Source organism: Streptomyces sp. SYP-A7185, assembly GCF_046103685.1.
Classification (GTDB): domain Bacteria; phylum Actinomycetota; class Actinomycetes; order Streptomycetales; family Streptomycetaceae; genus Streptomyces.
This window is the reverse complement of record NZ_CP122310.1, coordinates 2,662,536-2,689,175: the sequence shown is the minus strand read 5'-3', so window position 1 is coordinate 2,689,175 and position 26,640 is coordinate 2,662,536. Positions and strand designations below refer to the sequence as shown.

Annotated in this window: 26 protein-coding genes; 9 read left to right on the top strand and 17 right to left on the bottom strand. The window is 73.6% G+C overall.

The features are described from left to right. Nucleotides 1–49 precede the first annotated feature (49 nt). From QBL25_RS11815 to QBL25_RS11790, 6 genes are all read left to right on the top strand, one after another. Nucleotides 50–1,054, top strand: a complete 1,005-nt coding sequence (locus QBL25_RS11815; protein WP_409056984.1) for a GlxA family transcriptional regulator — start codon at nt 50–52, stop codon at nt 1,052–1,054. A gap of 35 nt (nt 1,055–1,089) precedes the next feature. Continuing rightward, entirely contained in the window at nt 1,090–1,629 is a 540-nt protein-coding gene (locus QBL25_RS11810; RefSeq protein ID WP_409056983.1) for a GNAT family N-acetyltransferase, read from the top strand. Between the two features lie 78 nt (nt 1,630–1,707). Further along, a complete protein-coding gene (locus QBL25_RS11805) occupies nt 1,708–2,415 on the top strand; it encodes a DsbA family oxidoreductase (protein WP_409056982.1) in 708 nt (235 codons plus the stop codon). 85 nt (nt 2,416–2,500) lie between these two features. Further along, a complete protein-coding gene (locus tag QBL25_RS11800; protein ID WP_409056981.1) occupies nt 2,501–3,547 on the top strand; it encodes an aminotransferase class V-fold PLP-dependent enzyme in 1,047 nt (348 codons plus the stop codon). 69 nt (nt 3,548–3,616) lie between these two features. Beyond that, nucleotides 3,617–4,300 carry an RNA polymerase sigma factor gene (locus QBL25_RS11795; protein ID WP_409056980.1) on the top strand — a complete coding sequence of 228 codons (684 nt, stop codon included), beginning with the start codon at nt 3,617–3,619 and terminating at the stop codon, nt 4,298–4,300. Continuing rightward, nucleotides 4,300–5,319, top strand: a complete 1,020-nt coding sequence (locus QBL25_RS11790) for a maleylpyruvate isomerase family mycothiol-dependent enzyme (RefSeq protein ID WP_409056979.1) — start codon at nt 4,300–4,302, stop codon at nt 5,317–5,319. The genes QBL25_RS11795 and QBL25_RS11790 overlap by 1 nt, the downstream gene beginning before the upstream one ends. Nucleotides 5,320–5,438: 119 nt before the next feature. On the opposite strand, the gene thpD is transcribed toward QBL25_RS11790, so the two are convergent. From thpD to QBL25_RS11760, 6 genes are all read right to left on the bottom strand, one after another. Continuing rightward, nucleotides 5,439–6,338: an ectoine hydroxylase gene (gene thpD, locus QBL25_RS11785; protein ID WP_409056978.1), complete on the bottom strand. Its 900-nt coding sequence runs from the start codon at nt 6,336–6,338 to the stop codon at nt 5,439–5,441. A 146-nt stretch (nt 6,339–6,484) separates the two neighbouring features. Then, nucleotides 6,485–6,889, bottom strand: coding sequence for an ectoine synthase (locus QBL25_RS11780; RefSeq protein ID WP_409056977.1), 405 nt, complete (start codon nt 6,887–6,889; stop codon nt 6,485–6,487). A gap of 97 nt (nt 6,890–6,986) precedes the next feature. Further along, the gene (gene ectB / locus QBL25_RS11775) at nt 6,987–8,258 is read right to left on the bottom strand and encodes a diaminobutyrate--2-oxoglutarate transaminase (RefSeq protein WP_409056976.1); all 1,272 of its coding nucleotides are present in this window, start codon (nt 8,256–8,258) and stop codon (nt 6,987–6,989) included. 73 nt (nt 8,259–8,331) lie between these two features. Next, complete coding sequence (gene ectA / locus QBL25_RS11770; protein ID WP_409056975.1) at nt 8,332–8,925, bottom strand: diaminobutyrate acetyltransferase; 594 nt, start codon at nt 8,923–8,925, stop codon at nt 8,332–8,334. Nucleotides 8,926–9,257: 332 nt separating this feature from the next. Then, nucleotides 9,258–9,782, bottom strand: coding sequence for a DinB family protein (locus tag QBL25_RS11765; RefSeq protein ID WP_409056974.1), 525 nt, complete (start codon nt 9,780–9,782; stop codon nt 9,258–9,260). Between the two features lie 139 nt (nt 9,783–9,921). Further along, on the bottom strand, nt 9,922–11,022 hold the full coding sequence (locus QBL25_RS11760) for a pyridoxal-phosphate-dependent aminotransferase family protein (RefSeq protein ID WP_409062617.1): 1,101 nt from the start codon (nt 11,020–11,022) through the stop codon (nt 9,922–9,924). Nucleotides 11,023–11,098: 76 nt separating this feature from the next. On the opposite strand from QBL25_RS11760, the gene QBL25_RS11755 reads away from it, so the two are divergent. Continuing rightward, nucleotides 11,099–12,187, top strand: a complete 1,089-nt coding sequence (locus tag QBL25_RS11755; RefSeq protein WP_409056973.1) for an amidohydrolase family protein — start codon at nt 11,099–11,101, stop codon at nt 12,185–12,187. A 50-nt stretch (nt 12,188–12,237) separates the two neighbouring features. Here QBL25_RS11755 and QBL25_RS11750 read toward each other — a convergent pair whose 3' ends face one another. Beyond that, nucleotides 12,238–13,008, bottom strand: a complete 771-nt coding sequence (locus QBL25_RS11750; RefSeq protein ID WP_409056972.1) for a 2-phosphosulfolactate phosphatase — start codon at nt 13,006–13,008, stop codon at nt 12,238–12,240. Between the two features lie 337 nt (nt 13,009–13,345). On the opposite strand from QBL25_RS11750, the gene QBL25_RS11745 reads away from it, so the two are divergent. Then, complete coding sequence (locus tag QBL25_RS11745; protein WP_409056971.1) at nt 13,346–14,290, top strand: SCO1860 family LAETG-anchored protein; 945 nt, start codon at nt 13,346–13,348, stop codon at nt 14,288–14,290. A gap of 197 nt (nt 14,291–14,487) precedes the next feature. Here the strand turns inward: QBL25_RS11745 and cobC are convergent, their stop codons facing one another. From cobC to cobM, 6 genes are read right to left on the bottom strand one after another with little or no spacing between them, the layout of a single operon-like run. Next, entirely contained in the window at nt 14,488–15,612 is a 1,125-nt protein-coding gene (gene cobC / locus QBL25_RS11740; protein ID WP_409056970.1) for an Rv2231c family pyridoxal phosphate-dependent protein CobC, read from the bottom strand. Further along, nucleotides 15,596–16,534 carry a sirohydrochlorin chelatase gene (locus tag QBL25_RS11735; RefSeq protein WP_409056969.1) on the bottom strand — a complete coding sequence of 313 codons (939 nt, stop codon included), beginning with the start codon at nt 16,532–16,534 and terminating at the stop codon, nt 15,596–15,598. Before QBL25_RS11735 ends, cobC begins: the two co-directional genes overlap by 17 nt. Next, a complete protein-coding gene (locus QBL25_RS11730) occupies nt 16,531–17,151 on the bottom strand; it encodes a precorrin-8X methylmutase (protein WP_409056968.1) in 621 nt (206 codons plus the stop codon). Before QBL25_RS11730 ends, QBL25_RS11735 begins: the two co-directional genes overlap by 4 nt. Further along, complete coding sequence (gene cobJ, locus QBL25_RS11725; RefSeq protein ID WP_409056967.1) at nt 17,148–18,896, bottom strand: precorrin-3B C(17)-methyltransferase; 1,749 nt, start codon at nt 18,894–18,896, stop codon at nt 17,148–17,150. Before cobJ ends, QBL25_RS11730 begins: the two co-directional genes overlap by 4 nt. After that, complete coding sequence (gene cbiE / locus QBL25_RS11720) at nt 18,893–20,173, bottom strand: precorrin-6y C5,15-methyltransferase (decarboxylating) subunit CbiE (RefSeq protein WP_409056966.1); 1,281 nt, start codon at nt 20,171–20,173, stop codon at nt 18,893–18,895. The genes cobJ and cbiE overlap by 4 nt, the downstream gene beginning before the upstream one ends. Then, a complete protein-coding gene (gene cobM / locus QBL25_RS11715; RefSeq protein ID WP_409056965.1) occupies nt 20,170–20,994 on the bottom strand; it encodes a precorrin-4 C(11)-methyltransferase in 825 nt (274 codons plus the stop codon). The genes cbiE and cobM overlap by 4 nt, the downstream gene beginning before the upstream one ends. Before the next feature lie 102 nt (nt 20,995–21,096). On the opposite strand from cobM, the gene QBL25_RS11710 reads away from it, so the two are divergent. After that, nucleotides 21,097–21,828, top strand: a complete 732-nt coding sequence (locus QBL25_RS11710; protein WP_409056964.1) for a ZIP family metal transporter — start codon at nt 21,097–21,099, stop codon at nt 21,826–21,828. Nucleotides 21,829–21,848: 20 nt separating this feature from the next. On the opposite strand, the gene cobI is transcribed toward QBL25_RS11710, so the two are convergent. The 4 genes from cobI to QBL25_RS11690 are packed head-to-tail and all read right to left on the bottom strand — an operon-like array spanning nt 21,849 to nt 26,636. Beyond that, nucleotides 21,849–22,598 (bottom strand): precorrin-2 C(20)-methyltransferase, encoded by a 750-nt coding sequence (cobI, locus tag QBL25_RS11705; protein ID WP_409056963.1) that lies wholly within the window; start codon nt 22,596–22,598, stop codon nt 21,849–21,851. Then, a complete protein-coding gene (locus QBL25_RS11700) occupies nt 22,595–23,968 on the bottom strand; it encodes a cobyrinate a,c-diamide synthase (RefSeq protein ID WP_409056962.1) in 1,374 nt (457 codons plus the stop codon). Before QBL25_RS11700 ends, cobI begins: the two co-directional genes overlap by 4 nt. Further along, complete coding sequence (cobO, locus tag QBL25_RS11695; protein ID WP_409056961.1) at nt 23,962–24,570, bottom strand: cob(I)yrinic acid a,c-diamide adenosyltransferase; 609 nt, start codon at nt 24,568–24,570, stop codon at nt 23,962–23,964. The genes QBL25_RS11700 and cobO overlap by 7 nt, the downstream gene beginning before the upstream one ends. Continuing rightward, nucleotides 24,570–26,636, bottom strand: coding sequence for a putative cobaltochelatase (locus QBL25_RS11690; RefSeq protein WP_409056960.1), 2,067 nt, complete (start codon nt 26,634–26,636; stop codon nt 24,570–24,572). Before QBL25_RS11690 ends, cobO begins: the two co-directional genes overlap by 1 nt. Nucleotides 26,637–26,640: the final 4 nt, after the last annotated feature.

Genomic DNA, 26,640 nt, shown 5'->3' with positions numbered 1-26,640 from the left:
GCGCGGCTACAGTAGTGGCCTGAATGCCATACCTCCGGAGGTTCTGGCCATGCCCCGCACGCCGACCGCCCACCGGCCGCACCGCGTCGCCGTCATCGCGCCCTCACCGGTGTCGATGTTCAACCTCGCGATCCCCGAGATGCTCTTCGGCCGGGTCGAGGTGGCCGGCGGACCCGGCTACGAGGTGGTGGTCTGCACCCCTGAGCCGGGCGCCGTCGCCACCACGGGCGGCCTCACCCTCCAGGTGGAGCGCGGGCTCGACGCCGTGCGGGACGCCGACACCCTCCTGGTCGCGGGGACCGGACACCGCTACGAACCCGACCCCAGGACCGTCGCCGCCGTCCGGGAGGCCGCCGACGCGGGCCGGCGCATCGCCTCCATCTGCAGCGGCGCCTTCGTGCTGGCGGAGGCGGGCCTGCTCGACGGCCGCAGCGCCACCACGTACTGGCAGCTCGCCGAGGAGCTGCGCAGCCGCTATCCGGCGCTCGACCTCAAGGGAGACGTCCTCTACGTGGAGGACGGGCAGGTCATGACGTCCTCCGGGTACGCCGCCGGGATCGACCTGTGCCTGCACGTCATCCGCGGTGACTACGGTGCGGCCGTCGCCAACGAAGTGGCCAGAGCCGCGCTCGTCGCCCCCGTACGGCCCGGCGGCCAGACCCAGTTCACCCAGACCCCGCTGCCGCCCGAGCGCGGCACCGCCTGCTCCGACACCCGGGGCTGGGCCATGCGCCACCTCGACGAGCCGCTCACGCTCACCGACCTCGCCCGGCACGCGGGCGTCAGCGTGCGCACCCTCACCCGGCGCTTCCACGCGGAGAGCGGGGTGAGCCCGTTGCAGTGGCTCCTCCACCAGCGCGTCGAGCGGGCCAAGGAGCTCCTGGAGACGACGAAGCTCTCCATGGACCGGGTCGCGGAGGCCTGCGGGCTCGGCACCGCCGACTCGCTCCGCGGCCATCTGGTGCGCCGCACCGGGCTCACCCCGAGCGCCTACCGCGCCCAGTTCAGCCGCCTCGGAACTCACGGCTCCCGGAACACGTCTATCGCAGCGTGATCCACTCAGCACCCCCCACGACGACGCGGACCGTGATGCCGACCGTCATACGCAGCGCCCTCACCGCCGACGCCCCGGCCCTCGCGGCGCTGCACGCCCGCGCCCGTGCCACGTACTACCCCGAGGGGCTGCCGGGCGGAGGCCTCGACGCGACGGCGACGTGGCGGGCGGCCGTCGAGCGCCGGGACGGGCACGTGCTGTGCGCGGTCCGGGAGGGCCGGATCGTGGGCCTCGCGTCGTTCCGTACGCCCGAGGGCGACGCGGCGGACACCGCGAAGCTCTTCCAGTTCCACGTCGACCCCGAGCGCTGGGGCGCGGGCGTCGGCACGGACCTGCACGCCGCGTGCGTGGAGGAGTGGCGGGCCGACGGCGTCCGGGAGGTCCGCCTGGACGTGCACCGCGCGAACCGCCGGGCCCAGGCCTTCTACGCCCGCTGCGGCTGGCGCCCCGAGGAGCCGGACGCGGGGACGGGCACGCATCTGCGGATGTGGCTGCGGCTGAGGGCCGGGGTCACGGCAGGGGACACCGCCGGGGAGACGGCAGGCGAGCCCGCCGGAGAGCCCGCCGGGGAATGAAGCGGGGCAGGTCGTACGTTCTTCAACTGACCGGAGGGATCCTCCGCACTACCGTTCGACCTGAAGAGAGCTAGTCACATGCGCGTCGAGATCTGGTCCGACATCGCCTGCCCCTGGTGCTATGTCGGCAAGGCCCGCTTCGAAAAAGCCCTCGCCGCGTTCCCGCACCGCGACGACGTCGAGGTGGTGCACCGCTCCTTCGAGCTCGACCCCTCGCGCGCCAAGGGCGACAGCGGACTCGTGATCCCGATGCTCGCCAAGAAGTACGGCATGAGCGAGGAGCAGGCCCAGGAGGCCGAGCGGAACCTCGGCGTGAACGCCGCGTCCGAGGGCCTCGACTACCTCACCGAGGGCCGCGACCACGGCAGCACCTTCGACATGCACCGCCTCCTGCACCACGCCAAGGAGCAGGGCAGGCAGGACGAGCTGCTCGGGCTCCTCTACCGCGCCAACTTCGCCGAGGAGCGCTCCGTCTTCGACGACGACGAGCGGCTCGTCGAGCTGGCCGTCGCGGCCGGGCTCGACGCGGACGCCGCCCGCGCGGTGCTCGCCGACCCCACCCGCTACGCCGACGACGTACGCACCGACGAGCGCGAGGCCGCCGAGCTCGGCGCGAACGGCGTGCCGTTCTTCGTCCTCGACCGCAAGTACGGCGTCTCCGGCGCCCAGCCCGCCGACGTCTTCGCGCAGGCCCTGGAGCAGGCCTGGGACAGCCGTTCGCCGCTCACCACGCTCGCGGACGGCGACGCCTGCGGCCCCGACGGCTGCGCGGTCCCGCAGGCCTGAGGCCCGGCGCGCGGGCGTCACCGGCCGGCCACCGGGCCCGTACCGATGATGGACGTGGGCGCGAACGGAGGCGAGAGTTGATCCCATGGGGATCATCACCGGCGCCGAGTTCGCGCCCACGTCGACGTATCTGAACACGGCGAGCTGCGGCCTGCTGCCCGCCCGGGCCGTCGAGGCCATCCAGGCACTCGCCGCCGAGAACGGCGCGGGCAGACGCGGCGGGGCGGGCGACTTCGGGATCGTCGAGGAGGCCCGCGCGGCGTACGCGCGGATCGTCGGCGTGCCGCACGCGCGCGTGGCCTACGGCGGTTCGGTCGCCGTCCACACCGGACTGATCGCGGCGGCGCAGCGGCCCGGCGCCGAGATCCTCTTCCCCGAGGGGGACTTCAGCTCGATCATCAACCCCTTCGTGGTGCGCGGCGACCTCAAGATCCGCTTCGCGCCCCTCGACGAGCTCGCCGAGGAGATCCGCCCCACCACGGCCCTCGTCGTGTACTCCGGCGTGCAGTCGGCCGACGGCCGCGTCGCCGACGACGCGGCGGTGCGCGCGGCCGCCGCCGCCCACGGCGCCCGAACCCTGAACGACGCCACCCAGACCGTGGGCTGGCTGCCCTTCGACGCGGGCCTGTACGACTACACCGTCACCGGCGCCTTCAAGTGGCTGCTCTGCCCGCGCGGCACGTCCTTCCTGACGGTGAGCGAGGAGGCGCAGGAGTCCCTCGTCCCGCTGCACGGCGGCTGGCTCGCGTCGGCGGACACCTGGGACTCCATCTACGGTCCGCTGCCGGAACCGGGCCCCGACGCACACCGTTACGACGAGCCACCCGCCTTCCTCGCCTACCACGGGGCGGCCCAGGCCCTCGGGTACGTGGAGGAGACCGGTGTCGCGGCCGTGCACGCCCACGACACCGCGCTCGCGGCCCGCTACCGCGCCGGCCTCGCGGACCTGGGCCACGCACCGGTGCCCGGCACGTCCCCCATCGTCTCCGTGCCCGGACTCGCCGACCGGGAGCCGGAGTTGAGCCGGGCCGGGATCATCACGTCCGCGCGGGCGGGACACCTGCGCGCCTCGTTCCATCTGTACAACACCGAGGCGGACGTGGACCGGATCCTCGACGTGCTCTCCGGCTGAACCCTGGCGCGCCGGGCGGCGGGGCGCTAGGAAGGCAGGACGGGGTGGCCTCACGAGGCGGTGGTGTCAGTGGCTCAGCAGTCCTGTCAGGACAACGGCCTGCACCAACGCCTGGTGTACGGCGACGAGACGGCGCTCGCCGAGGTCTTCGACACCTACGGGCCCCTCGTCCACCGCGTCGCGGGGCGCGTCACCCGCAGCCCCGCCGCCGCGGAGGACGTCGCCCAGGAGGTCTTCGCCCATCTGTGGTCCCGGCCCTACGCGTTCGACGCCCGGCGGGGCAGTCTGCGCACCTGGCTGTGCATGCTGGCGCATCGCAGGGCCGTCGACTGGGTACGCGGCGAGGAGCGCCACCGCAAAGCGGCCCACGCCGACGACTCGACCCTGCACACCATCCCGACCCCGGACCCGCCCCCGGAAGACGTGGTCATGGCACGCGAACGCTCCTTGCTCCTGCACTCCGCCCTGGCGAGACTCCCGCTCCCGCAGCGCCAGGTGGTGCACCTCGCGTACTTCGCGGGCTGCACGTACCGCCAGGCCGCGGTCGAACTCGGCATCCCGGAGGGCACGGCCAAGACCCGCTTACGGGCGGCCCTGCGCAGACTGGCCGAGGCCCTGGCCGACCCCCCGGACCCGGCGGACCCCGCGGGCCCGACCGATACAGCTGCCCCATCAAGCTCCTCAGCCCCATCAGCCTCATCAGGCACATCAGACTCCGCACTTGCCGACGCTCCAGGCGAAAGAGGCGCGTGATGACCACGGATCACGAAGCCGTACAGGACCTTCTCGGGGCATGGGCCGTCGGCGCGCTCCTGCCGGGCGACGAGCGGACGCTCGCCCCGCACCTGGCCGACTGCGACCCGTGCGCGGCGGAGGCCACCCGGCTGCGGGCGGCGGTGACCGCCCTGGACGGCCCGCCCTTCGCCGACGAGCCCGCCCCCGACGGCCGGGACCGCGTCCTCGGCCTGGCCCTGCGCACCCGCCCCCCGGCCGCCCGCACGGCGCCGCACGCCGCTCCGTACGCCGCCGCCGTGGCCGGACTGAGGGCGCTCCTGGGCGAGTTGGACACGCACGAGTCCTGGGCCGTCCCCGTCGTGCACGGCTGGAACGTCCACGAGACCGTCGCGCACCTCCTGGCCGCGGACGAGCCGCTCGCCGTGCGGCTCGGGCTGCGCGAGCCCGGCCCGTACGACGCCGTGGACGAGACGCCCTGGCGCGTGGTGTGGGCGGCGCGCACGGACGCCGTCCTCGAACGGGAGCGGGCCCGCACCCCCGCGCGGACCCTGGAGTCCTGGCACGACCAGGCCGCCGCGCTCCTCGCCACACCCGAGGCGCTGGACGGCGAACTGGCCGGCCGGGCCACGACGCTGATGGGCGCCCGGCTGCCGCTGACGGACCACTTCCTGGTCAGGGCCTTCGAGGCGTGGGTGCACACGGACGACATCGGCAGGGCCCTGGACATCCCGGTGCCCCCGCCCCGCACCCCCCACCTGTGGCAGCTGGTGCGGCTGGCCGTACGGATCCTGGGCCGGGCCCTGGGCGACAAGGCACCGGCCGTCGCGCTGACCGTCGCGGGCCGGGGGGACGAGATGTCCTGGGTGCTGGGCAGCGAGGCGGATCCGGTGAGCGCGGAACTGGTCCTGGACCCCGTGGACTTCTGCCTGCTCATGGGCGGCCGCGTGGACCCCGCGGACGTGCCCAGGGGCGTCGGCGGCAGCGAGAGCGCCGCGCGGCACGTCCTGACCCGGGCGGCCTCGCTGGCCTGGCTCTAGCGGCGCGGGGAGCCGGCCGGCCCGGCTCCGGCGGCGCCGGGACGGCCCGCGGGACGAAGCAGGGCCCGGCACCCCCAGGCGCCGGGCTCCACTGTTGTGCGAATCTTGTGCGAAGTCGCTTACTTCACCGGGGTGAAGTCGCGCGCCCCGATGTACTCCGGCCGCCGGATCGGCGCCGCGAACGGCTCCACCGCCGTGTTCTCCACACTGTTGAACACGATGAAGACGTTGCTGCGCGGGAACGGCGTGATGTTGTCCCCCGAACCGTGCATGGCGTTGCAGTCGAACCAGGTCGCGGAGCCCGCCTCACCGGTGAAGAGCCGGATGCCGTAGTCGCAGGCGAGGCGCGTCAGCGTCTCGTCCGACGGGATGCCCGCGTCCTGCATCTGCAGGGACCGCTTGTAGTTGTCCTTCGGGGTGGCGCCCGCGCACCCGAGGAACGTCTTGTGCGACCCCGGCATGATCATCAGACCACCGTTGGTGTCGTGATTCTTGGTGAGCGCGATGGAGACGGAGACGGTCCGCATGTTCGCGAGGCCGTCCTCGGCGTGCCAGGTCTCGAAGTCGGAGTGCCAGTAGAACCCCGAGGCCCCGAAGCCCGGCTTGACGTTGATCCGCGACTGGTGGACGTACACGTCGGAACCCAGGATCTGCCGGGCCCGACCCACCACGCGCGGATCGGCGGCGAGCTTCGCGAACAGCTCGCTGATCTTGTGCACCTCAAAGATGGTGCGGATCTCCTGGGAACGCGGCTCCACGATCGAGCGCTCGTCCGCCCGCATCGTGGGGTCGTCGATCAACCGCGAGAGCTCCGCGTGGTAGACGCTCACCTCGTCAGGGGTGATGAGCTGGTCGATCGCCAGGAATCCGTCCCGGTCGAACCCCGCCAGTTCGTCGGCCGCGATGGGCCCCGGCGTACCCGGCTCGGACCACACGACGGGGTCCTTGCGCTCGATGAGGACCTCTTCGGTGCCTCGCGTCGGGTACAGATCGGCGGTGCGTTCGGGTGCGGTGGTCATGGTGTTGCCTGCCTCTCCTCTCGTACGGCCCTTTCCGGGATGTACACCCCCGCCGCCCAGAGGAAGAGGGCGGCGGGGGAGATCTGTGGGGCGTGCGTCGGCCCTGCGGTGCGGCGCCGGGACGCGGGCCCGGCGCCGGCCTTCCGTCAGGCCGTCTCCGGCTCCGTGAGCAGCGGGTACACGCCGTTCTCGTCGTGGTCCTCACGACCCGTGACGGGCGGGTTGAAGACACAGATGCAGTGGAAGTCCTCCTTGATCCGCATCGTGTGCTTCTCGTGCCCGTCGAGCAGGTACATCGTGCCCGGCGTGATCGTGTACTTCTTGCCGGTCGTGTCGTCGGTCAGCTCGGCCTCGCCCTTGGTGCACACGACGGCCTCGATGTGGTTGGCGTACCACATCGACGTCTCCGTACCCGCGTACAGGATGGTCTCGTGGACCGAGAAGCCCACCCGCTCCTTGGCGAGGACGATGCGCTTGCTCTCCCAGGTGCCGGACGCGGACTTCACGTGCCGGTCGGTGCCTTCAATGTCCTTGAACGAACGGACGATCACGGTGAGTTGGTTCCTTTTCTCTTACGGGGGTGAAGACGCGGGGCCGAGAGCCGCCCGGACGGCGCGAACGCACCGTCCGGGCGGCTTCCGGTACCGCTCAAGCGGTCTCGCGCACCGCGCGGGCGAGCGTACGAAGTCCCTCGTCCAGCTCGTCGGCGGTGATGGTCAGCGCCGGAAGGAGCTTGACGACCTCGCTCTCGGGGCCCGAGGTCTCGATCAGCAGGCCGAGCTCGAAGGCGCGCTTGGCGATGGCGCCCGCGCGCGCCTTGTCGAGGAACTCCATGCCCCACACGAGACCGCGGCCGCGGTACTCCTTGATGGCGCCGGGGTTCTCCTCGACGATCGCGGCGAAGGCCTCCTCGACCTGCTCGCCGCGGGCGCGGGTCTGCTTCTCCATGGCCGGGCCGTCGGACCAGTAGGTCTCCAGGGCGGCGGCAGCCGTGACGAACGCCGGGTTGTTGCCGCGGAACGTGCCGTTGTGCTCGCCCGGCTCCCAGACGTCGAGCTCCGGCTTGAACAGCGTCAGGGCCATCGGCATGCCGTAGCCGCTGATGGACTTGGACACCGTCACGATGTCCGGCACGATGCCCGCCTCCTCGAAGGAGAAGAACGCGCCGGTGCGGCCGCAGCCCATCTGGATGTCGTCGACGATGAGCAGCATGTCCCAGCGCTCGCACACGTCGGCGAGCTTGCGCAGCCACTCGGCGCGGGCGACGTTGATGCCGCCCTCGCCCTGGACCGTCTCGACGATCACGGCGGCGGGCTGGTTGAGGCCGGAGCCCTGGTCCTCGAGCAGACGCTCGAACCAGATGAAGTCGGGCGTCTTGCCGTCGAAGTAGTGGTCGAACGGCATCGGCGTGCCGTGGACCAGCGGGATGCCGGCGCCCGCGCGCTTGAAGGCGTTGCCGGTCACCGCGAGCGAGCCGAGCGACATGCCGTGGAAGGCGTTCGTGAACGACACGATCGACTCGCGGCCCTTGACCTTGCGCGCCAGCTTCAGCGCGGACTCGACGGCGTTGGTGCCCGTCGGGCCCGGGAACATGACCTTGTACGGCAGGTCACGCGGGCGCAGGATGATGTTCTGGAACGACTCGAGGAACGCGCGCTTGGCGACCGTGGACATGTCCAGGCCGTGCACGACGCTGTCGCGCTCCAGGTAGTCGATCAGGGCGCGTTTGAGGACCGGGTTGTTGTGGCCGTAGTTGAGCGAGCCGGCCCCGGCGAAGAAGTCGAGGTACGAGTGGCCGTCCTCGTCGAACATGCGGCTGCCCTGCGCACGGTCGAAGACAGTGGGCCAACCGCGGCAGTAGCTGCGCACCTCCGACTCCAGGGTCTCGAAGACGCTCAGGTCGGGCTGGGTGATGGTCACAGCAGATCTCCTGGGAGATGGAAAGACTGGGGAGTGGGGGGCGACGGGTGGTGCGTGGGGGGAGCGGCGGAACTCAGCCGACCGGCTCGACCGGTTCGATCTGCGCGACTTTCCCGGTCTGGCCTATCGGCTCGATGAGGAACAGGACCTCGGGCTCGTGCCCCTCGTCGGGGAAGAGTCCGGCATCGAAGAGCACCGTGCGCTCGACCGATGCTCCGTGGCGCTGTGCGTACGAAGTGAAGAGCCGCTGGGACGGGGCGTTGTCCGGCGTGATGGTCGTCTCGACCGAGACCAGCTCCCGGTCGGCGGCGACCTTGGCGGTCAGACCGTCCAGCAGCGCGCCGGCGAGGCCGCGGCCGCGGTGCGCCTGGTCGACGGCCACCTGCCAGACCACCAGAGTGCGTGGCCGTTCGGGCCGGATGTATCCGGTGATGAACCCGGCGGGCTCACCGTTCGAATCCCTGGCCACCACGGAGGTCGCCGCGAAGTCGCGGCACCACAGCAGGTAGCTGTACGAGGAGTTGAGGTCCAACACCTTCGAGTCGCGGGCGATGCGCCAGATCGCGGCGCCGTCGGCGACGTCGGGGGTGTCGAGTCGCAACCCCTCGGGCATTTCCAGGGAATTCGCGTGCAGGTCGGTCGGTAGATCGGCTTGTGCAGCGGTCATGCGGATTGAATTTACCGAGCAATTTCTTTAATTGCATCGCCGGGAGGGGTTACGTAAGGACGCCTCATGTGTTATCACGCGTGGGTGCGCGCCCGCAGGAATCCCCGGCATTTTGGCCTGATTTGATGGGGTCATACGGCCCATAACGGGCGCGATGTGGAGTACGTCACAGAACCGTAACTCCCTCGAAGCATGTCCGAATTGTGAGACTTCCTGCTGACGAAACCTTAGTGTTTAGGTCCCTGGAAAGCGGGCAGAAGAATACGGGAAGCTGTGCTCCTAAAGTGGATAAAGAAGCGGAGAGAATTCGTCCGTGAATTTACGTAGAGTATTTACGGCCCGGTCACCCCGTCGATGCCCTCCCGCAGGAGATCGGCGTGACCGTTGTGCCGCGCGTACTCCTCGACGAGGTGGAGCAGGATCCAGCGCAGGCTGACCTCGGCGCCACCGATCAGGGATGCGTCCTGCTCGCTCAGCCGTCCGACCGCGTCCAGCGGGAGTCCCTCGCAGAGCTCCCGGCTCACCGCCACCTCGCGTCGCCACACGGCCAGGGCCTCGTCGAGCGTCCGCTCCGGGTCCAGGGTGAAGCCCCCCGCCGGATCGTCGTACACCGTCGGCACGTCCCGCCCGCCGAGGACCTGCTGGAACCACTTCCGCTCCACCTCGGCCAGATGCTGTACGAGGCCGAGCAGGGTGAGCGAGGAGGGCGGGGCCGACGCGACGCGCGTCTGTGCGTCATCGAGCCCGGAGCACTTCAGCACGAGCGTGGCGCGGTGGAAATCCAGCCAGGTGGCCAGCATCGCCCGCTCCCCGGCGGTCGGGGCGGGAACAGGGCGGCCGTCCGGGAGCGTGGGCATGGCGGTCACGCTGCCACGCCGGCCGCTCCGGACGCCCGCTGTTCGCTGTGAGCTTGGGACCGGCCCGCACCGCATGGAATCGGCGCGAGCGGGAAGACGGGGGCGCCGCCGGGGGCAGGGGCACCCGGCGGAGGTGCGCCTACTGCCAGGCGGCCGTCACCGCGCGGCGGGCCGCCTCCAGGTCCACCGCCAGACCTGCCTCGCCCATCGCGGCACCGAGCGCGGCCAGCGAGGCGTGCACGACGCCACGGGTCGCGTCCGGGCCGTAGTGGTTGACCCGGATCATCTCCGTGGCCAGCGCGCCCCCGCCGGCGACCAGCGGAAGCACCGGGTCCGCCGCGAGTGCCTTGGCGACGAGCTCCGAGGCGTCGATCCCCTCCGGGGTCCGCAGCGTCGTGGCGACCGGAGCGGCGTCCCGCGCCTCGTGGACGTACGGCGTGAGGCCGCCGCCCAGGGCGATCGCGCCCGCGCGGGTCGCCGCGGCGGCGGTGGCGTGCCGCGCCGTCAGTGCGTCGAGCCCCTCCGCCTCGATGCGCTCCACGCACGCTTCGAGGGCGAGCATCTCCAGCTGGGCCGGGGCGTGCAGCAGGGCCTTGCGCCCGCCGTCGATCCAGCGCTCCTTCCAGTCCAGGAGGGAGAGGTACGAGCGGCGCGGCGCCTGTGGGTTGGCCGCGAGGCGCGTCCAGGCCCGCTCGCTCACCGAGACCGCCGAGACGCCCGCAGGGCCGCCCATGGCCTTCTGTGCGCCGATGACGCACAGGTCCACGCCCCACGCGTCCGGCAGGAGCGGCTCGGCGGCCACCGAGGCGACGGCGTCGAGCATGAACAGCGCGCCGTGCTCGCGGACGACCTCGCCGATCTCCGCCACCGGGTTGGTGTTGCCGGTGGCGGCCTCGGCGTGGACGAGCGAGACGAAGTCGATCTCGGGATGCGCGGCCAGGGCCTGACGCACCTGCTCGGCGGTGACAGCTGTGTGGAAGGGCACGGCCAGGTCGACGACGGTCGCGCCGCAGTCCCGCAGCCAGTTCCCGAAGGTCTGGCCGTACGGACCGGTGATGACGTTCAGCGCGGTCGTGCCGGGCCGGGCGGCACCCCGGATGCAGCCCTCCAGCGGGAGCAGGGCCTCGCCCTGCATGATCACGACGTCCTGCGAGGTGGAGAGCAGCCCGGCGACGCGCTCCTCGATGGAGGCGAAGTGCTGGGCACTCAGGGGTGCCAGGTCAAGGAAGGGGTGCGTCACGGTGGTGCTCACTTCGCTCACGAGTTCGTTCGGGCTGCCGGACCGAGCGTACCGACAGGCTCCTAAGCTGCTGTACATGAGCGATCACACGGTGCTGCACGTCAAGGGGCGGGTGCTCGTCGGCCCGGACGAGGTCCGGGACGAATTGTGGGTGGTCGGGGGCAGGGTGACGTACGACCGCCCGGCGGCGGCGCCGGACGTCACGGTCCAGGGCTGGACGCTGCCCGGCCTGGTCGACGCGCACTGCCACGTGGGCCTGGACGCGCACGGCCCGGTGGAGCCGGAGGTGGCGGAGAAGCAGGCGCTGACCGACCGCGAGATCGGCACCCTCCTGATCCGTGACGCGGGCTCACCGTCCGACACCCGCTGGATCGACGACCGCGAGGACCTCCCGAAGATCATCCGGGCGGGCCGCCACATCGCGCGCACGCGCCGCTACATCCGCAACTACGCCCACGAGATCGAGCCGTCCGACCTCGTCGCGTACGTCGCCCGGGAGGCCCGGCGCGGCGACGGCTGGGTCAAGCTGGTCGGCGACTGGATCGACCGCGACGCCGGGGACCTGACGGCGTGCTGGCCCCGCCCCGAGGTGGAGGCGGCGATCGCGGAGGCGCACCGCCTGGGCGCGCGTGTGACGGCGCACTGCTTCGCCGAGGACTCCCTGCGGGACCTGGTGGAGGCGGGCATCGACTGCATCGAGCACGCCACGGGTCTGACCGAGGAGACCATCCCGCTCTTCGCCGAGCGGGGCGTGGCGATCGTCCCGACCCTGGTGAACATCGCGACGTTCCCGCAGCTCGCCGACGGCGGCGAGTCCAAGTTCCCCCGGTGGTCGCGCCACATGCGACAGCTGTACGAGCGCCGCTACGACACCGTACGGGCCGCCTACGACGCCGGAGTACCGGTCTACGCGGGCACGGACGCGGGCGGCTCCCTGGCCCACGGCCTGGTCGCCGCCGAGGTGGCCGAGCTGAGGCTCGCCGGAATCCCGGCCCTGGACGCCCTGTCGGCGACCACCTGGGGAGCGAGGGCATGGCTGGGACGCCCGGGCCTGGAAGAGGGAGCACCGGCGGACCTGGTGGTCTACGGGGCGGACCCCCGGGAGGACGTGGGAGTACTGGGAAACCCGCGCAGGGTGGTGCTGAACGGAAGAGTGGTGGGATAGCCCCGCGGCGGCGGGGCGGGGAGCCGCGAGTGGTGGTCCCAGGGGCGCCGTCAGTGGGCGGCGTCAGGGGAGAAGAACGCTCCGTCCGTCAGTACCGGTACGCCCTGTGAAGCTCCCGTCTCCACGGCCACCTCCACGTCCTGCCCGAAGCCGTACGAGGCGAGTTCCTGCCCCGAGGCGCAGTCGGTGACCGCCGAGGCGAGGTCCGCGCACGCCGTGTAGGCGGCGGCCGCCGCCGTCGCCTCCGGTGAGACCTCCGCCCCGCGCAGCGCGGAGATGACCGCCCCCGCCCCCAGGAGGTCCTCCACGGCGGGGCGCAGGCTGTCGTCGGGCCAGCGTTCGCCGGCGGCGACCACGGCGAGGGGGCGCTCGGCGGTCCCGTAGCCCTGATCCGTCAGCCAACTCCCCACGGCCGCCGCGTTCCTGAGGCAGCCCGCGACGACGACCCCGGAGGCGCCCGCCGCCGCGGCGATCGCCGAGCCGTTGGGCGAGGGCAGCACGAGCCGGGGCGTGAACGGGGCCCGGCGCAGGGCGGCGGGGGAGAGCGACCACGGGGACCCCTCGGTCACCCCGCGCCGCCCGACCGCGAGGGCCGCGTCCCGCTCGCGGGCGAAGGCGACGGCGCTCTCGTCCCGCCACGCGTGCGGGAAGACCCTCGTCCCCGCGTCCGTCGCGACCGACACCGCCGTCGTGAACGACAGCACGTCGACGACCACCAGGCACGCCACGTCCCCGCCCGCCACCAGGCGCCGCGCTCCCTCGGGCCCCCACTCGAACCGCACTCCGTACGCGCCCTGCGCGGACCACTCCTCATTACCCATGCGTTCCGTCTGCCCCAAGTGACCCGTATTGACGCAGCGTTACGTGTAGGGGCCTCTGTTCGTTGTACACGATTCGGCCACCGGCGCGGCGTCAACCGACGTGTTCGAGCCAGGGAGTTGCCCACGTGGCTCGTGGGAACGCCCGTGCAGGGAGATTCGAAAACAAGGGCGGAAACCTCCCTTTGGAGTGAACTCACGCTTCGTCGCTGGCTATTCACTCTCAGTGCGTAAAGATTCCCTCTGTCGATGTTGCCGGTGTCGTGCTCATGCGATGTCCCCATCCAGCGAAGCGCGACGCTTCCGGCGGCTCCGTAACTCTTGTGGGGGTTCCACCACCTTGAACAGCAACACCTTCCGCCTGCCCGCACGCCGCCTCGGCGTGATCGCCACCGCCACGGTCCTCGCCGCGGGACCCGCGGCGCTCGCCACGGCGGGCACCGCCTCGGCCACGGGCGGCGACAAGGGGCGCGCGAACGCCGTCGTGCTGCGTACCGGGCTCGACGTCTCCCTGCTCAACAAGACCGTGAACGTCCCGCTCAAGGTCTCGCTCAACGAAGTGCAGGCGCCGGCCAGCGCCGCCAAGACCGCGCTCACCGCCGAGCTGAACGGCGTCAACGGCGGGCAGCCGTTCAGCGTGCTGCGGGCGGACGTCGCCACCGCGAAGGCGACCGTCGAGAAGGGCAGGGCCGAGGGGTACAGCAACATCGCGCGGGCCAAGGTGCACGTGCCCGGTCTGCCGCTGCTGTCCCTGATCGAGGTCGACCAGGTGACGTCCAAGGCGGTCTGCGCGGCGGGCAAGAAGCCGGTCGCCGAGGCGAATCTGTTGGGCGGCGTGACGGTGCTCGGCAAGAAGATCACGCTCACCGCGGGGGGAACGACCCAGGTGAAGGTGCCGGGGGTCGGCGAGGTGCGGCTCGACCTGTCGAAGACGCACACGACGTCGCGTACGGCTGCGGCGTCCGCGCTGGAGCTGACGGTCTCCGTGAACCCCCTGAAGCTGAACGTCGCGGAGGTCGAGGGCACGGTGACGCTGGCGGGCGCGTCCTGCGAGACGCCCGCGGCCGCGGCCGAGCCCGAGCCGTCGGCTCCGGTGAAGCCGCAGGGGGGCAAGGAGGCCGAGCCGGTCGCCGAGAGGCCGGAGAAGCCCGCGAAGCCGGCCGAGGCGAACCTCGCGGAGACCGGCGGGAACTCGTCCACGCCGTATCTGCTGGGCGGCGGCGCGCTGTTGCTCGCCGGGGGCGGCGGGGCGGTGGTCATGGCCCGGCGGCTGCGGAAGAGCTGAGGCAGGGTTTGGGGGTGGGGCGGCGTTGTGGCCGGGGCGGGGCCCTGCGGGGCTCTCCCCGAGCCCCCGGCCCGGGGGTTCTCGGCCCGTCCGGCGTTTGAGGACGGGCTCGGCGCAGCCGGCGACGGGCGGCGTGCAAGGCCCCCGCGCCAGAGCGGGTTTCCGGGAAGGGGCGGGGCCGGGGAGAGAGAAGAACCTCAGCCCCCCAGCTCCTCCCGCAACGCCCCGAGCAGCCGGTCCGTCGTCCCCCGGTCCCGCACCGCCACCCGCAACCACTCCGCCCCGAGGCCGGGGAACGTGTCCCCCCGCCGCAGGGCGAACCCCCGCTCCCGGAGGCGGGCGCGCAGCGCCGGGGCCTCGGGGGCCCGGAGCAGGACGAAGGGGCCCTCCGCGGGCTCCACGGCCCGGACCCCGCAGGGAGTGAACTCCCGCAATCCGGCCAGGAGATGGGCCCGGTCGGCGGCCACCCGCAGCGCGGCGGCCGCCGCCTCCTCCAGCGCCGCGGGCCCCACGCACGCCTCCGCCGCCGCCAGCGCCGGAGAGGAGACGGGCCAGAGCGGCTGCGCCCGCGAAAGCGCGGCGATCGTCCCGGAGTCGGACAGGACATAACCGATCCGCAGCCCCGCGAGGCCCCACGTCTTGGTGAGGCTGCGCAGCACCACCAGACCCGGCACGTCCGTACGGCCCGCCAGCGCCTCCCGCTCACCCGGCACCGCGTCCATGAACGCCTCGTCCACCACCAGCACCCGGCCGGGGCGGGCGAGTGCGGTGATCGAGGCCGCCGGGTGCAGGACCGACGTCGGGTTGGTCGGGTTGCCGATCACCACCAGGTCGGCGTCCTCGGGCACGCGCGCGCCGGCGAGGCGGAAACCGTCCTCCTCCCGGAGCAGCACCCGCCCCACCGCATGCCCGGCGTCCCGCAGCGCGGCCTCCGGCTCGGTGAACTGCGGGTGCACCACCACCGGGTGACGCACCTTCAGGGCGCGGGCCAGGAGCACGAACGCCTCGGCCGCGCCCGACGTGAGCAGCACCCGGTCCGGCAAAACGCCGTGCCGTCGCGCCACCGCAGCCCGTGCCGCCCGGCCGTCCGGGTAGGCGGCCAGGCCGTCCAGCGAGGCGACGAGATGCCGCTTCAGCCAGGCGGGCGGGGTGTCCGCGCGGACGTTCACCGCGAGGTCGGTGAGGCCGTCGGCGCCCCGCACCTCGGCATCCCCGTGATGCCGCAGGTCCGGTTCGCCGTCGTGCCCGGCGGCCCCGAAGGCCTCGGGGCGCCCAGGTGTCCCCGGGGCCCCGGAGGTCCCGGTCTCAGTGGGAGTGCGCATGGGACCCGTGGTGGTGGCCGTGCCCGTGGCCATGGCCGTGCGCGTGGTCCCCGTCGTCGTCCGGGTGGAAGTGCGGCTGCTGCGGCGCCCCCACCTTGTCCTCGAAGCCGGGCAGCGCGATGCGGTAGACGCAGGAGTCGCAGTTCATCCGCAGATCGCCCTTGACCGCCTCGCGGTAGCGCTCCATGACGAGGTCGAGCAGCTCCTCCTCGGGGCCGATCACGTCCGCCGAGCGCACCTCGACGTCGGGGTGGGCCGCGGCCCAGCCGTCCGTCTGCTGGCGCACGCGGTCCGGCAGGATGCCCGTGAAGAGGAAGTACGGCAGGACCACGATCCGCCGGGCGCCGAGCCGCACGCAGCGGTCCAGACCCGAGGGCACGTCCGGCGCCGCGAGGGACACGAACGCCGTCTCCACGCCCGCGTAACCGCGCCCCTCCCACAGCAGCCGCGCCGCCTTGAGCACCTCGGCGTTGGCGTCCGGGTCGGTCGAACCGCGGCCCACGAGCAGCACCGTGACGTCCGCGCGGTCCTCGGGCGTGCGGGCGGTGCCGCCGAGCGCCTCGTCCAGGCGGCGGTCGAGGACCTTCAGGAGCGAGGGGTGCGGGCCCAGCGGGCGGCCGTAGGTGTACGAGATGCCGGGGTGGCGCTCCTTCTCGCGGGTGAGCGCCGCGGGAATGTCCCCCTTGGCGTGCCCGGCGGACACCAGCATCAGCGGGACGGCGGCGAAGCGTTTGACGCCCCGCTCCACGAGGTCGGTCACCGCGTCGCCCAGCGGCGGCGGCGACAGCTCGATGAAGCCGCCGGCGACCGCGAGTTCGGGGTTGCGGCGGGCGAGCTCCTGCACGAAGTCCCGGAAGGCGGCCGCCCCGGCCTCGTCACGGGTGCCGTGTCCGGCGATGAGCAGTGCGGGCGGGGTGGTCACTGGGACTCCTTGGGTGCTTCGGTTGTGGTTTCGTTCACGTCGGCCTGCGGGGCGGGGTGGTACAGCAGCGCGTTCAACGCCGCCGCGGCCACCGCGGAACCGCCCTTCTCCGACACGTTGCTGACGGCGGGAAGACCGCTCTCGCGCAGCGCCGCCTTGGACTCCGCCGCCCCCACGAAGCCGACCGGCAGGCCGATCACCAGGGCGGGCGCGGCGTCGAGCACGAGCAGCTCCTCCAGGGCGGTCGGCGCGCAGCCGATCACCCAGAGCGCTCCGGGGCCCACTTCCTCGTACGCGAGGCGGATCGCGTGGGCCGAACGCGTCAGGCCGGGACCGGCCTGCGCGTCCTTGAGGCGGCAGACCGTCCGCCGCTTGGTGATGCCCGCGGCGACCATCTCCACGTCGGCGACGACGGGCGCGCCCGCGTGCAGCGCCGCGTGGGCGGCCACCAGGGCGTCCTCGTCGGTGACGAGGTCCGTGGCGTACTCCAGGTCGGCGGCGGAGTGGATGACGCGCTCCACGACCGCGCGGGTCAGGGGCGCGAAGTGCGAGGTGTCCAGGCGAGACCGCAGCCGCCGGAACGACTCCTGCTCGATGGGGTGGACGACACGGGTCATCGGGACACCTCCGCCTGGTCGGCCTGGTCCTGGTGGTCCGCCTGAGCCGAGGGGTCCGCGTGCTGCCAGCGGTAGCCGCGCGGGGTCACCATGCGGCCCGCTATCGCGCGGGTCGCGGTGTTGCCGACGGTCACGACCGTCATCATGTCGACCGTCGCCGGGTCGAGTGCGCCGATCGTGCTCAGGCGCGCCGACTCGTCCGGGCGGGACGCGTTGCGCACGACCCCCACCGGGGTCGTGGGCTCCCGGTGCCCGGCCAGGATCGACAGGGCCTTCGGCAGCTGCCAGTCGCGGCCCCGGCTGCGCGGGTTGTAGAAGGTCACGATGATGTCCGCCTCGGCCGCCGCGCGCACCCGGCGCTCGATGACCTCCCACGGCGTGTGCAGGTCGGACAGGCTGATGGACACGTGGTCGTGGCCGAGCGGCGCGCCCAGGATCGCCGCGGCGGCGAGCGCGGCCGTCACGCCGGGCACGCCGACGACGTCGATGTCGTCGCTCGCCTCGGCGAGCGCGGGCGAGGCCATCGCGTACACGCCCGCGTCACCGGACCCGATCAACGCGACCGCCTGACCCTTCTGGGCCTCGGCGACCGCCGTGCGGGCACGTTCCTCCTCGGCGCCCAGACCGGACTCGACGACCTTGGTGCCGGGCCTGAGCAGATCGCGGATCTGGTCGACGTACTGGTCCAGGCCGACCAGGACCGAGGCCCTGCGCAGCTCCTCACGGGCGCGCGGCGTCAGCAGGTCGCGCGCGCCGGGGCCGAGCCCGACCACGGCGAGCCGCCCGCGCGGCGCACGGCGCACGATCGCGCAGGTCGCCATGGGCGCGCGGCCCTCGGGCGCCGACTTCCGCTTGGGCACGAGGAGTTCACCGCCGCCGCGCAGGGCAGCGGCCTCCGCCACGGAGGGCGTGCCGACGGCGGCCAGCGGCGCGTCGGAGGGGTTGGGCACCTCGACGCCGGCCAGCTCGTCGGCCGCGTAGGTCACCAGGGGCACCCCGAGCCGGGCCGCCGCCCCGACGATGCCGGGCTCCTCGGCCTTCGCGTCGACGGTCGCGAGGGCGGCGACGGACGCGGGGGACAGGCCCGCGTCCCGCAGGGCGTCCTCGACGAGCCCGAGGACCTCCTCGGTGGGCGCGCCCTTGCTGGCGCCGACGCCCACGGTGAGCGAACCGGGCCGCAGCACGGCCTCGCCAGGGCCGAGCGCCAGCACCCGGTCCGTCACGCGCACGACCGGCCGTGCCTGCCCCGGCGTGACGTTGGACGGCAGCGCGGGCAGCGGGTGGGCCCACTCCGCGTCCAGGGACACCGGTTCGCCGTCCAGGATCGCGCGGGTCACCCCGGCGACGTCCCCCTCGACCGGAAGCCCGAGCGTGTCGAGCCCCGGCACGTCCACGGCGTCGGTCGCCGTCGTCACGACGGGCGTGGCCCCCAGGACGTCGCCCACCTCGCGGGCCAGGGCGTTGGCGCCCCCTTCGTGCCCGCCGAGCAGCGCGACGGCGAACCGCCCCGCCTCGTCGACGCACACGACACCGGGGTCGACGTCCTTGCCGCGCAGGAGCGGCGCGGCGAGGCGCACCACCGCGCCGGTGGCGAGGAAGCAGACCACCTGCTCGCACTCGGCGAAGGCCCGCTCCAAGGCCTCCCGCACGGGACCCTCGTACACCCGCGTCCGCGAGGACCACGTCGCGGCGAGGCGGTCGCGTGCCGCGCCGCCCGCCGCGGTGGCGGAGATCAGGCCGATCACTGAACTACTCCTTCAGACAAGGAAGACGCGGGGCGGGTGCCCCACACCAGGAAGACGGGATTGGCCGCGGCGAGCCGCGACACCTCACCGGGCAGCGGCGCGAGCCGCGACGACTGGAGCAGTACGCCGTCGCAGGCGTACCCGGCGCCGGTCAGCGCGGCTCGGACCGCCGGCACCCGGTCGATCGCCGCCATGGCCACCACGACGGTCCGCGGCGCCCGCCGGGCGCACGCGGTCACGATGGCGGGCAGCTCTCGGCCGCCGCCCCCGACGAACACGGCGTCCGGGTCCGAGAGATCGGACAGGACGGTGGGCGCGGCCCCGTGCACGGCGCGGACGTCGACGCCGTGCGCGGCGGCGTTGGCGCGCACCCGCTCGACCCCGTCGGCGGTCTTCTCCACGGCCACGACGGCCGCGCCGAAGCGCGCGCACTCCACGGCGACCGAACCGGAGCCCGCGCCGATGTCCCACACCAGGTCGCCCGGGCGCGGCCCGAGCCGGGCCAGGGCCAGGGCCCGCACCTCGAACTTGGTGATCATCGAGTCGCGGTGGGTGAACTCGTCCTCGTCCAGGGCCCACCGGTCGGGCGAGAGCCGCGGCCCGGCGACGGTCCGCACGGGCGCGAGAACCCGCTCCTCGTCCAGGCACAGGACGACGCTCACCGCGCCGCCCCAGTCACGGGCCGCGGCCTCGGCCGGCGTGACCCGCTCGACGCGCTCGTGCTCCGGGTCGCCCAGGGCGGAGGCGACGACGAGGACGCGGTTTTCGGTGCGGCGGCCCAGCTCGGCGCCGAGTTCGGCGGGGCCGCTGCCCGGGCCGGTCAGGACGGCGACCTTGGGGTGGGTGCGGCAGACGTTCACGGCGGTGCGCAGCGCGCGTCCGTGCGCGCTCACCACCACGGCGTCGTCCCACGGGAGACCGGCGCGCGCGAAGGCGGTGGCGACGGACGAGACGCCGGGCCTGACGTCCAGCGCGGCGGGCCCGAACCGCTCGGCGAGCGCCCGCACGATCCCGAAGAACCCGGGGTCCCCGGAGGCGAGCACGACCACGCCGCCGTCCACCGCGCCCGGTGCCGCTCCGTCGGCCTTGGCCAGCTGCTCCTCGATGGCGTCCAGGGCAGGGGCGAGCGGCCCCATCACCACCCGGGCCGTCCCCGGCGGCGGCGCGGCGGCGTCGATGTGCCGCCGGGCGCCGACCACGAGCCCCGCGGCGCGCACCGCTTCGAGGGCGGCGGCGTCGAGCGGCGCCCCCGTCCCCGTACCGAAGACAGTGATCATGAAGTGGCCTTCTCGGCGCGTAGCGCGGCCCGCGCCTGCGGGTCGGCCTTGCGGAAGCCGTGGAAGTGGCCCGGGTGGTACAGGTGCGAGCGGGTGCCGTGCGAGGCGAGGGCGGGGCCGACCAGGAAGAGGGTGTGCTTCCAGAGCTTGTGCTCCTTGACCGTCTCCTCCAGGGTCTCGATGGTGCAGTGCAGCACGAGCTCCTCGGGCCACGTCGCCTGGTACGCGATGACCACGGGCGTGGTCGTCGGGTAGCCGCCCTCCAGGAGCTCCCGCACCAGCTGCCCGCTGCGCGCCGTCGAGAGGAACAGCGCCATCGTCGTGCCGTGCCGCGCGAACTCCCGCACCTCCTCGCCGGGCGGCATCGGCGTCTTGCCGCCGCCGAGCCGGGTGAGGATGACGGACTGCGCGACCTCGGGGATCGTCAGCTCCCGTTGCGCGATCGCGGCGACCGCCGAGAACGACGAGACGCCGGGCACGATCTCGGTCGCCACGCCGAGCTCGGCGCACCGGTCGACCTGCTCCTGCGTGCCGCCCCACAGGGCGGGGTCGCCGGAGTGGATGCGGGCGACCTTCAGGCCCTCGGTGACGGCCCGCTCGTACACGGCGACCACCTCTTCGAGGGACATCGTCGCCGAATCGAGGATCTCTGCGCCTTCGCGTGCGTGTTCGAGTACTTCCGCCTGGACGAGGCTCGCCGCCCAGATGACGACATCGGCGTCGGCGATCGCTCGCGCGGCGCGGAAGGTGAGCAGGTCGGCGGCGCCGGGCCCTGCCCCGACAAAGGTCACCTTGCCGGTGGTGGCTTCGGCGTCGGCCATGGGTGGGGTTCCTCTCGTGAACGGACAGCATTCGGATGGGGTTCCGCCCCGCGGACGGATGTGGATGTGCGGGGCAGGGGGTCAATCGGCTAGCAAGGGCGCATGGCGGTGTTCGTGGCGCTCGGCGCTTTCGTGATGACCCTGGTGGGCGGCTGGACGGCCCAACGGGTCACTGACCGGCGCCACCTCGTCCTCGGCCTCGCGGGCGGGCTGATGCTCGGCGTGGTCGGCCTCGACCTCCTGCCGGAGGCGCTGGACGCCGCCGGCGACCCGGTCTTCGGCGTGCCGGCGGCCCTGCTCCTGTTCGTCGCGGGCTTCCTCGCCGCGCACCTCGTGGAGCGCCTCCTCGCGGGCCGGCACGCCGGGCACGGGGCGGACGAGCACACGGACGGCCGCGTGCCCCAGGTGGGCCTGACGGCGGCCGGCGCGATGGTCGGGCACAGCGCCATGGACGGCGTCGCGATCGGCGCCGCGTTCCAGGTGGGCGGCGGCATGGGAGCCGCCGTCGCCCTCGCGGTCGTCGCCCACGACTTCGCGGACGGCTTCAACACGTACACGATCACGAGCCTGTACGGGAACGCCCGCCGCAAGGCCCTGGCGATGCTCTTCGCGGACGCGGTGGCCCCCGTGGCGGGCGCCGCGTCGACGCTCCTGTTCACCATTCCGGAGCAACTGCTCGGCGGATATCTCGGCTTCTTCGGCGGCGCGCTGCTCTACCTGGCCGCCGCGGAGATCCTGCCCGAGGCGCACCACGAGCACCCGGCCCGCTCGACGCTCCTGTGCACGGTGGCGGGAGCGGCGTTCATCTGGCTGGTGGTGGGCATCGCGGAGTGAGGCCGCGGCGGGCGCCGAGCTCACAGTTTCCCGCCCCGGCCGCCTTCGCGCCGCGGGGGAGCGATGAGGGTGGACAGATAGGGCAGCGGGCCGTCGCCGAGCTCCGCGGCACCCCGGATGGACTCCTCGGGCAGCCCCAGGGCCGAGCCCCACACGGCGTCCTCGGTCCGCCCGGTCTCGCGCAGCGCGGCGGCCACCTCGTGGGCGAGCCGCCCGAACTTGTACGCCACGACCGTGCCCGGACCCGCGAGGGCGTCCTTGAGCGCGGCGGCGCCCGCGGTCACCGGCACCAGCGTCAGCGGCTCGGTGCCCTCGGTGAGGACGGCGCCGCTGCGCGCGGCGAGGTCCTGCATGGCGGTGATGCCGGGCACGGTCTCCACCTCGACGCCGGGCACCAGCTCCGCGATGGTCTGCGCGAGATAGGTGAACGTCGAGTACACGTTGGGGTCGCCGATCGTCGCGAACGCCACCGAGCCGTGCTCCCGCAGCAGGGCGGCGACGCGCTCACCGGCGGCGTCCCAGGCGGCCTCGCGGCGCCCGCGGTCGCTGCGCTCGTTGAGCGCGAACACCACGCGCACGATCTTGTCCCCGGGGGCGTAATGCAGCACGGTCGCCTCGGCCCGGCCCGGCTCCCCGCCGTCCGTCCCGTCGGCCGCGGCCATGACGGGCACGACGACGACGGCCGCGGCACGCAGGGCGTTGACGCCCTTGACGGTGACGAGCTCGGGGTCTCCGGGACCGACCCCCACACCGATCAGCTTGCTGCTCATGCTCTGCACCTCTCTGCGAACCGACGGGCGATACCGGGTTCGGCGGCCCAATGCGTGTGCAGGTAACTCGCGTGCACACCCTGTTGTACGAAGCCTTCGACGCGCCGTTCGGGGGCGTGCAGCCCCCAGGCGGGAGCCGCCCCCGCGCCCGGTTCGACGACCGTGCGGTGGAACTCGTGCCCGCGGACGCGGGTCCCGGTCTCCGCGAGCGCGCTGTCGGACACGGCCACGGCCTCGCGGTAGCCGAGGGTCAGCCGCTCGGACATGCGGGCGTGCGCGTCGAGCACCCCGCACATCGGCTTCCCGTCCAGCTCCCGGGCCAGATAGAGCAGCCCGGCGCACTCGGCGGCCACCGGCGCCCCGCGCAGGGCCAGTTCGGCGACGGCCTTGCGCAGCGGCTCGTTGGCGGAGAGCTCCGGCGCGTACACCTCGGGGAAGCCGCCCCCGATGACCAGCCCGGCGGTGCCCGGCGGCAGTTCCTCGTCGTGCAGCGGATCGAACGTGACGACGTCGGCCCCCGCGGCGGCGAGCAGCTCGGTGTGCTCGGCGTAGGAGAAGGAGAACGCGGCCCCGCCGGCGACGGCGACCACGGGCCTGCCCGCGCCGAAGGCGGCACCCGCATCCCGGGCGGCGCCCGCATCCCGGGCGGCCCCCGGGTCCCATGCCTCGCCGCTCAGCTCGGGAGCGCTGCGGGCCAGGGCGAGCAGCCCGTCGAGATCGCACCCCTCCCGCACCTGCGCGGCCAGCGCCGCCACCGACTCCACGGCTTCGGCACGCCGCTCGGCCACCGGCACGAGCCCCAGGTGCCGCGAGGGCGCCCGCACCTGCGGAGCCCGTCCCAGCGCCCCCAGCACCGGCACCCCGGACTCGTCCAGGGCCTCCCGCAGCAGCTGCTCGTGGCGCGCGGAGCCCACCTTGTTGAGGATCACGCCCCCGATCCGCACCTCCGGGTCCCAGGACGCGAAGCCGTGCACGAGCGCGGCGACCGACCGGGACTGCGAGGACGCGTCGACGACCAGGACGACCGGCGCCCGCAGCAGCTTCGACACCTGCGCGGTCGAGGCGAGTTCACCCTGCCCGGAAGCGCCGTCGTACAGCCCCATCACGCCCTCGACCACCGCGAGGTCGCACCCGCGCGACCCGTGGGCGAACAGCGGCGCCACCATGCCGGGCCCGCACAGGTACGCGTCGAGGTTCCGCCCGGGGCGGCCCGTGGCCAGTGCGTGGTACCCGGGGTCGATGTAGTCGGGCCCCACCTTGTGCGGGGACACGGCGAGCCCGGCCGCGGCGAACGCGGCCATCAACCCCGTGGCGACGGTCGTCTTCCCGCTTCCGGAAGACGGCGCGGCGACCACAAGCCGAGCTACCACTCGATGCCCCTCTGGCCCTTCTGCCCGGCGTCCATCGGATGCTTGACCTTGGACATGTCGGTGACGAGGTCGGCGAACCCGACCAGGGCCTCGGGCGCGTTGCGCCCCGTGATGATCACGTGCTGGTTGCCGGGCCGCGTCCGGAGCGTCTCGACGACCTCGTCCGTGTCGATCCATCCCCAGTGCAGGGGGTAGGCGAACTCGTCGAGGACGTACAGCTGGTACGTCTCGGCGGCGAGGTCGCGCTTGACCTGCTCCCAGCCCTCGCGGGCCTTGTCCTCGTTGCTCTGCTCGCCTTCGGCGGGCGCGCGCTGGATCCACGACCAGCCCTCGCCCATCTTGTGCCAGTCGACGGACCCGCCCTCGCCGGAGGCCCCGAGGACCTTCAGGGCGTTCTCCTCGCCGACCTTCCACTTCGCCGACTTCACGAACTGGAAGACCCCGATGGGCCACCCCTGATTCCAGGCCCGCAGCGCGAGCCCGAAGGCCGCGGTGGACTTCCCCTTGCCGATCCCGGTGTGCACGATCACCAGCGGACGGTTGCGCCGCTGACGCGTGGTCAGCCCGTCGTCCGGCACCACGCTCGGCTGCCCCTGAGGCATCAGGCCACGCTCCTCGTACGAGTTCCCTGCACATCCTTGACGAGCCCCGCGATGGACTCCGCCCGCAGCTCGTCCAGCGTCACGGCGGTCCCGCCGAGCTCACCCGCGAGCTGCCCCGCCAGCCCGAGCCGCACCGGCCCCGACTCGCAGTCCACGACCACCGAGGCGATCTGCGCCGCCGCGAACAGCCGCGCCGCGCGCCCCGCCCTGGCCACCGGCTCCACACCGCCCGTGGCCCGGCCGTCCGTCACGACCACGACCAGCGGCCGCCGCGCCGGATCCCGCATCCGCTCCACCCGCAGCACCTCGTGCGCCTTGAGCAGCCCGGCCGCGACCGGCGTACGCCCACCCGTGGGCAGCGTCTCCAGGCGCGCGGCGGCCGCGTCGACCGACGAGGTGGGCGGCAGCGCCACGTCGGCGTCGGCCCCCCGGAAGGTGACCAGGCCGACCTTGTCCCGCCGCTGGTAGGCGTCGAGCAGCAGTGACAGCACCGCGCCCTTCACCGCGCTCATCCGCTGCCGCGCGGCCATCGACCCCGAGGCGTCCACGACGAACAGCACGAGGTTGCCCTCGCGCCCCTCCCGCGTCGCCTGCCGCAGATCGTCCCGCCGCACCACGAGACCGCGCCCCGAGCGCCCGCGCGCCCGCTGGTGCGGGGCCGCCGCCTGCACGGTCGCCGCCAGGTGCAGCTTGGTGAGCGCCCCCTGGGGCCGCCGGGCCCCGGTGGTCCGCCCGTGCTCGGTCCGCGCCCGCGAGCGGCGCCCCGCGGCGCCCTCGCCGAGGCCGGGCACGCTCAGCATCTTCGTGCGGAACGGCTCGGCGGCCCGTACGGCCTGCTGCTCCCCGCCACCGGCGGCCGGCGCCCGCGCGGGGGAGGAGTCCTCGTTCCCGGAGTCCTGCCCGGCCTCGCCGTCCCCGGCCGGGGCGTCGGACGCCTCGGGGGTGTTCTCCGGGGTGCCTTCCGGGCTGTCGGGCCCGTCCTGGGGCGGCTGTCCGCCGCCCCCGCCGGGGCCGCCGCCGTCCGGGTCGTCGTCCCCGCCGTCGCCCTCGTCGTCACCGGCGGACTGCTCCAGCGTGTCGTCGAGCTTGTCCTCGTCGAGGCCCGGCGCGTCGAAGGGATTGCGGCGGCGCCGGTGCGGAAGCGCGAGCAGCGCGGCCTGCCGCACGTCCTCGGCGAGGACGTCGGTGCGCCCCGCCCAGGCCGCCAGCGCCGTCGCCGTCCGCGCCATCACGATGTCGGCCCGCATCCCGTCGACCTCGAAGGCCGCGCAGGTGGCCGCGATCTGCCGCAGCGCCCCGTCGCCGAGCCGCACCTGGGGGAGCAGCGCCCGGGCCGCGACGATGCGGGTCCGCAGCGCGGACTCCTCGTCGTGCCAGCGCGCGGCGAACCCCTCCGCGTCGTCGTCGTAGGCGAGCCGCCGCCGCACGACCTCGACGCGCTGGTCGGTCTCGCGCGAGGCGGCGACCTCCACGGTGAGGCCGAAGCGGTCGAGCAACTGCGGGCGCAGTTCGCCCTCTTCGGGGTTCATGGTGCCCACGAGCAGGAACCGCGCGGCGTGCCGCACGGACACGCCCTCGCGCTCGACGTACGAGGCGCCCATGGCGGCGGCGTCCAGCAGCAGGTCGACCAGGTGGTCGTGGAGCAGGTTCACCTCGTCGACGTAGAGGATGCCGCGGTGGGCGTCGGCGAGCAGCCCCGGCTCGAAGGCCTTGACGCCCTCGGCGAGCGCCCTCTCGATGTCGAGCGCCCCGACGAGGCGGTCCTCGGAGGCGCCGACGGGCAGTTCGACCATCCGCGCGTCCCGCACCGACGCCCCGGCGGCGTCGTGCGGGCCGTCCGGGCAGGCGGGGTCGGGAGCGGCCGGATCACAGGAGAACCGGCACCCGGCGACGACGGGCACCTGCGGCAGCAGGGCGGAGAGGGCCCGCACGGCGGTCGACTTGGCGGTGCCCTTCTCGCCGCGGACGAGGACGCCGCCGACGGCGGGCGACACCGCGTTGAGCAGCAGGGCGAGCCGCAGGTCGTCCTGACCGACGAGGGCGGTGAACGGATAGGGGGTGGTCACAAGG